The organism is Streptomyces fuscigenes (assembly GCF_021556455.1).
GTDB lineage: Bacteria > Actinomycetota > Actinomycetes > Streptomycetales > Streptomycetaceae > Streptomyces > Streptomyces fuscigenes.
The window spans coordinates 1-6,337 of record NZ_JAKGCV010000323.1; the positions used below are offsets into that span (position 1 = coordinate 1).

A 6,337-nucleotide genomic window follows, 5' to 3' on the forward strand; every position below is an offset into this window, starting at 1 on the left:
TCCCCGCCACGGGGCCCGTCGGCGCAGCCCTGACCTGGCAGGCGCAGGACCCGGGCAGCCGGCCGGCGGCGGCCGTCGCCGCGGCCCTGGCCGCCGCGGGACTCGCCGCCTACGCCACCCGGGGCCCGCGCCCCCGCACGTCGGCCGAGGACGTCTGAACCGCCCGGGCACTCGGGGCTCCTAACCCGCCCCGCCCGGGTAGGGATCGGGCTCGACCGGGCGGTTGTTGAGGTCGACGGAGAGGAACACGTCGTTCGCCACCGGGTGGCGCAGCTCCTCCGCGAGCTGTCCGATCAGCCCGGCGGTCCGCGCCAGCAGCGCGAAGCCGCGCAGCAGTCGCAGCGGCAGCCCGAGATCGGCGAGTGCCGCGCCGCACACCCCGGCGCCGTTGAGCGGCAGGGTCCGCCCCAGCACGTCCGGATGGACGCGGCCGATCGCCGCGAACAGCTCCAGGTGCGGGCCGAGAACACCCTCCTCGCGGGCGATCTCCATGAGCCGGGGGGTGCGCGGGTCGCCCCGCTTGTGGACGTGGTGGCCGAGCCCGGGTACGAACCGGCCGCTCGCGCGACGCTCGGCGACCGTGGCGAGCGCCAGCGCGTCCCACTCCTCGTCGCGCGCGGGCAGCGGCCCCTCGTGCGCGTCGAGCACCTCGTGCAGGAAGATCCCCGTGTCCTCGGTCACCCCCAGGAACCGGGAGCCGCCGCCCAGGAGGCCCGCGGCGAGGGCGCCCTGCACGGAGTCGGGGGCCGACAGGTAGGTGAGCCGCGTGACGATGGCGGTGGGGGTGAAGCCGTGGTCGGCCAGGGCGGCAAGGACCGCCTCGAAGACCCGGACCTGCCCCGCGGTGGGGCGCCGCTGCGTGGCCAGCCAGTAGGCGAGTTCGCCGAAGCCGACCTTCCCCATGACGTCGGCCGCGAGGTCGTGGCCGAGAAGCGTGATCGCGTCCGTGGAGGAGGCGCCCAGGGCGGTCGGGTAGCCCGCGGCGCCCACAGCAGCCGCACCAGCCGCACCAGCCGCACCGTTCGCAGCGCTCCCGTCTGTCACACCACTCCCACCGGCTCCGACACCGCCCCCTGCTCCAACCCCGACTCCGCTTCCGGCCCCGTCCCCGACTCCGGCCCCTTCTCCGGCTTCGGCGTCCGGGCCGTCGCCGGGCCTCACGCCTCCTCCCCGGCGGCCGCCCGGCCCCTACGCGCCGGGGACTCGGGGGCGGCCAGCCAGGCCCGCAGCTCGGGCCCGTGCTCGTCCGGTTCGGGTGGCGGCAGCTCGTAGCGCGCCGGGGTGGCCGAGAAGGTGATGGGGTGGCGGGTCGTGGGCAGCGCACGGTCGCCCCGGCCCACCTCGACGACCGGTTCGAGCCCGAAACGCTCGGCCAGCGCGAAGCCCTCGTCCAGCGTGTTGATCGGCCCGCACGGCACCCCGGCGGCGACCAGCAGGTCGAACCACTCGTCCGCGCCGCGCCGGGCCAGCAGCTCGACCAGGACCGGCCGCAGTTCGTCCCGGTGGGCGGTGCGGTCGGCGTTGTGCGCGAAACGCGGGTCGTCGGCCGTCGCGGGGCTGCCCAGGACCTCGCACAGGGCCCGGAACTGGCCGTCGTTCGCGGCGGCGACGATCAGGTCCCGGTCGGCCGTCGGCAGCGGCTCGTACGGGCAGACGCTCGGGTGCGCGTTGCCCATGCGGTACGGGACGACGCCGCCGGCGACGTACGCCGACGAGTGGTTGACCAGCCCGGTCAGCGCCGACGAGAGCAGGTTGACCTCGACGTGCTGACCCCGGCCGGTCGCGTCGCGGTGCCGCAGCGCGGCGAGGATGCCGATGACGGCATGGTTTCCGGCCATCACGTCGAAGACGGAGATGCCCGCGCGGTACGGGGGCCCGTCCGGCTCGCCGGTCAGGCTCATCAGCCCGGACACGGCCTGCACCATCAGGTCGTAGCCGGGCACGTGCGCCCCGGCTCCGGAGCCGAAGCCGCTGATGGAGGCGTAGACGACGCCGGGGTTACCGGCGGCGACCGACGCGTGGTCGAGCCCGAACCGGGCCATGCCGCCGGGCTTGAGGTTCTCGATCACCACGTCCGCGCGGCAGGCGAGTTCGCGGGCCGCGGCGAGGTCGCCCTCGTCTCGCAGGTCGAGGGCGAGGGACCGCTTGCCGCGGTTGACGCCGAGGTAGTACGTGGAGACGCCGTCGCGCACGGGCGGCTTCCAGGTCCGCGTCTCGTCGCCGGCCGGGCTCTCGACCTTGACGACGGCGGCCCCCATGTCGGCGAGCAGCATGGTGGCGTACGGGCCCGCGAGGACCCGGGAGAAGTCGGCGACGAGGATCCCCGTCAGGGGAGGGTCGTCGTGCGGGTCGTCGTGTGCCGGTGTGTCCGCACCGCGTTCTGCCATCTCGGCCCATCCTCCGGTCCGTTCGGCGGACGGTCGCCCGCAGGGCCGATACGACACCGCGTCGGGGGTTCGCGCAACGGTGCGGGGAGCGGGATCCCCCGTTCGGTCCGGCCGGTCCGATTGGCGAACCGCCAATCGCCGGGCGCCGCAGGCGCCCGCGGACGCCCGTGGGGCCCTGGCAACGCCGAACGGCCGGACCGCTGGATGCGGTCCGGCCGTTCACCTGTACCGGAGTGCCGGCCTGCGCGAGTCCCCGTCAGGACCGGGCGCCGTCAGGGCGCCCGGGTCCGAGCCGGGGCACAGAGCGGATCAGGCCTGGGTGCGGTTGCGGCGGCGGGTGAAGACCACGGCGCCGGCGCCGATGACGACGAGCGCGGCACCCGCGGCGACGAAGGTGGTCGTCTGCGAGCTGTTGCTGCCGGTCTCGGCCAGGGTGGGCGTGCTCGACACGGGCTGGGCGACCGGCGTGCCGGACGGCGCGGCAGTGTCGGCGACGGCCGGGGCGCTGCTGCTGGGCGAGGAGGAGGGGGTCGCGGGCGGGGTGGTGTCGCCACCGGCCGGCGGAGTGGTCTCGCCACCACCGGCGGGAGGCGTGGTCTCGCCGCCACCGGCCGGCGGAGTGGTCTCGCCACCACCGGCGGGAGGCGTGGTCTCGCCGCCACCGGCCGGCGGAGTGGTCTCGCCGCCACCGGCGGGAGGCGTGGTCTCGCCACCGCCCTTGTCGCAGTCCTCGAACGCGCCGTTCCAGTGCGCGATCAGGTCGGTCGGGGTGTACGAGTCCGGGAAGTGCGGCAGGGCGCCGCTCTTGCCGTCGTAGACCGTGTTGTTGCCGTACATGTCGATCTGGCCGAAGCAGGTCGACTTGTCGATGCCCTTGACCTGGAGGGTCGCGTGGTCGTTGTCCTTGGACAGCGTGGCCTGGTCGACGCCGAGGAAGACCTGGGTGCCCGACGTGTCCCAGGTGGGGCCGTCGGTCTTGTACGCGGCGAGCGAGACGGGGTACGCGCAGCCCTTGGTGACCTTGCCCTCAAGCTTCACCTGGATGCTGCTGGGGGCCGTGTTGATCACGTCGTTGCGCGTCCAGCTGTTCCCACCGTCGGTGGAGAACTTCAGCTGCACGGCGGAGCAGTGGCCCTGGCCACCGCCCTTTCCGTGGGCGGAAGCGGTACCCACACCGGCGAGGCTGACCGCCAGGGCCATGGAACCCACACCGGCGGCACCTATCAGACGTCTGGCAAATGAACTCTGCACTTCGGTACTCCTGGATACATGGCGGTGACCGGTTCCGAGCAGTGCTCACGTGCCCAGCACGCCGCGCCGCGGGCTCTGTCGCGTGCCCGGGTCGACGAGGAGCTGCCGCCGCCGAGGTAGTTGGTGCCCGTGCCTGATGGCCGGGGAACCGAGTATGCCGCAACGACACGGACGTGACACAAGTGGCCCGGGGAAAACACACCATGACTATGTGTTGTTGAAGCAAAGCTGTGACAGAGGGGATGGCGCATTCTCGGCATACGTCGCACATGGGGCGTGACACCGACTGTGGTCTGCACAAACGGAATTGGAACCTCCCACGACAGGACGCCTCCGCAGGCCCCTTCCGGGCCCCGAAACGGGCCGCGCGCGCCGTACGCATCGCGGCGCCGGGGCGCCCACGAGTCCGTTCGAGAGCGCCACCCGCCGGGAGTCCGCCGCCCCGGCACCCGGGCCCCGGGTGCCGGGCGCCGCACGGACGGCCGGTCGACCCAACCAGCCTCCGGACCCGGCGGTTTCCAGCCACGGGCCCTCAGCCGCCACCGGCCGCGACGCCCCGGCGCGCGACGAGGTCACGGCCGCCGCGCCGGCCCGGCCGCGCCGGCGGCACCGTCTCCGGCCCCCCGAGACGGGCCTCCCGTACAGGCCAGGGGGCACCCGCGGACTCCGGCGTACGCCCCCGCCTTCAGCACCGCCACCCCGTCCCCGCCCACGAATCCGCCACAGCTCCCCCACACGACATGCCAGGCCCACCGAACACGGCGGCACCCACCGGGACATCGACATGACGACAGAGCAACCACACCGCGCGATGCCACCGCGCCACCCGGAGATCCACACCGCGCGCGCCTCGCGGCCGACGCCCGGAGATCCACACCACGGGCCGCCGCGACCGACACCCCGGCGGCGCCAACCCCCGGGTCTCCGATCCCCGGCCGACGATCCCCGATCCCAACCCCCGACCCGCAACCCCCGAAGCCCGACGCCGAACCCCCGGCCGCCGGCCGGCTCCCGGCAGCGGCCCAGGCGCCCCCGCCGCCCCTCAACTCCCGGATGTCTCGCCGCACTTGATCCTTTGGTGGAAACCGTTGACCGGCCCGGGGCCCTCGGCATATAAACAGTCGCCCGCTGAGAGCGCTCTCTTGACGGCTCCCGGCGTGGTTCGGGCTCCAACCCCCCACTCACCCCCCTCCGAGGAGACAGCCATGTCGAGCAGCACCGGCGCACGCGTGCACCGGCAACCCCTCAGGCACCCCTCCAGACCCGTCGTGCTCACCGTCCTGGCCGCCCTCGTCGCGGCCTGCCTCCTGTCACTCACCCAGGCGCCCGCCCGCGCCGCGGACTCCCTGCTGTCGCAGGGCAGGACGGCCACGGCCTCCTCCACGGAAGCACCCGGCACCCCCGCGTCGGCGGCCGTCGACGGAGACACCGGCAGCCGCTGGTCGAGCGGCTTCTCCGACCCGCAGTGGCTCCAGGTCGACCTCGGCTCCACCGCGTCGATCCACCAGGTGGTGCTCAACTGGGAGGCCGCGTACGCCACCGCCTTCCAGATCCAGACGTCCACCGACGGCACGAACTGGACGACGGTCTACTCGACCGCCTCCGGCACGGGCGGCGTCCAGACCCTCTCCGTGAACGGCTCCGGCCGCTACGTCCGCATGTACGGGACCAAGCGGGCCACGCCGTACGGCTACTCGCTGTACGAGTTCCAGGTGTTCGGCACCGGCGGCGGCGGTGGCACCACGCCGCCCGGCGGGGGCGGCACCAACCCGACCGGGGACGCGTTCTGGGGCGACACCAGCACCATCCCGGCCGCCCACAACATGATCATGGTGAAGGTGCTCAACCGCACCAACGGCGCGTACCCGGACAGCCAGGTCTACTGGAGCTTCAACGGTCAGGTCCACTCCATCGCGGAGCAGCCGTACCTCGACATGCCCGCGAACTCCTCGGGCCGCATGTACTTCTACGTCGGCTCACCCACCAGCCAGTACCAGGACTTCATCGAATTCACCGTCGGCGGGGGCGTCTTCAACGGCAACACCACCCGCGTCGACGCCTGGGGCCTGCCCCTCGCCATGCGGCTGCACGCCACCGACGGCTACGACGTGCAGGTCGGCGACAGCCAGTCCCTCTTCGACGAGTCGCGCGACCAGGTCTTCGCGGACTTCGCGGCCGCCGTGCCGCAGCAGTTCCAGGTGCTGACCCGCACCCAGGCCCCGTACCGGATCATCGCCCCCGGCAGCGACCCCAGCTTCCAGCCGGGCGGCGCGAACGCCAACTACTTCACCTCGTACGCCCAGTCCGTCGGCGTGAACGAGACGACGCAGCACATCTTCGGCTGCGCCGGCTCCCTCGCGGGCAACCCGAACATGTGCGCCGCGCTCAACCGGCACGTGGCCCAGCTGCCCGCCTCCCAGCAGTCGGACCCCGCCCAGTTCTACAAGGGGGCGCCGGCCAACTACTACGCGAAGTTCTGGCACGACCACGCCATCAACGCCCTCGCGTACGGCTTCCCGTACGACGACGTGGACGGCCAGTCCTCGTACATCTCGCACGGCAACTCCCAGTGGCTGGAGGTGGCGGTCGGCTACTGAGACCCGGCCCGGCCGGACGCGGCGCGCGAGCGGGCGTCCGGCCGGGCGATCGGCCGGGAGGGCGGCCCCGTGCGCGCCCGCCCGGCCTCGTCCGTCCCCGGC

The 6,337-nt window shown here is 73.6% G+C and carries 4 protein-coding genes; 1 reads left to right on the forward strand and 3 read right to left on the reverse strand.

The window, feature by feature from the left end; translation table 11 throughout:
• Positions 1-180 precede the first annotated feature (180 nt).
• The 3 genes from L1885_RS21230 to L1885_RS21240 form a co-directional block, all read right to left on the reverse strand.
• The gene (locus L1885_RS21230; RefSeq protein WP_235798759.1) at positions 181-990 is read right to left on the reverse strand and encodes a citryl-CoA lyase; all 810 of its coding nucleotides are present in this window, start codon (positions 988-990) and stop codon (positions 181-183) included.
• Between the two features lie 167 nt (positions 991-1,157).
• A complete protein-coding gene (locus L1885_RS21235) occupies positions 1,158-2,387 on the reverse strand; it encodes a CaiB/BaiF CoA transferase family protein (protein WP_235798760.1) in 1,230 nt (409 codons plus the stop codon).
• A 309-nt stretch (positions 2,388-2,696) separates the two neighbouring features.
• Positions 2,697-3,587, reverse strand: coding sequence for an LAETG motif-containing sortase-dependent surface protein (locus L1885_RS21240; RefSeq protein WP_308117369.1), 891 nt, complete (start codon positions 3,585-3,587; stop codon positions 2,697-2,699).
• 1,256 nt (positions 3,588-4,843) lie between these two features.
• On the opposite strand from L1885_RS21240, the gene L1885_RS21245 reads away from it, so the two are divergent.
• On the forward strand, positions 4,844-6,235 hold the full coding sequence (locus L1885_RS21245; protein WP_235798762.1) for a beta-1,3-glucanase family protein: 1,392 nt from the start codon (positions 4,844-4,846) through the stop codon (positions 6,233-6,235).
• Positions 6,236-6,337: the final 102 nt, after the last annotated feature.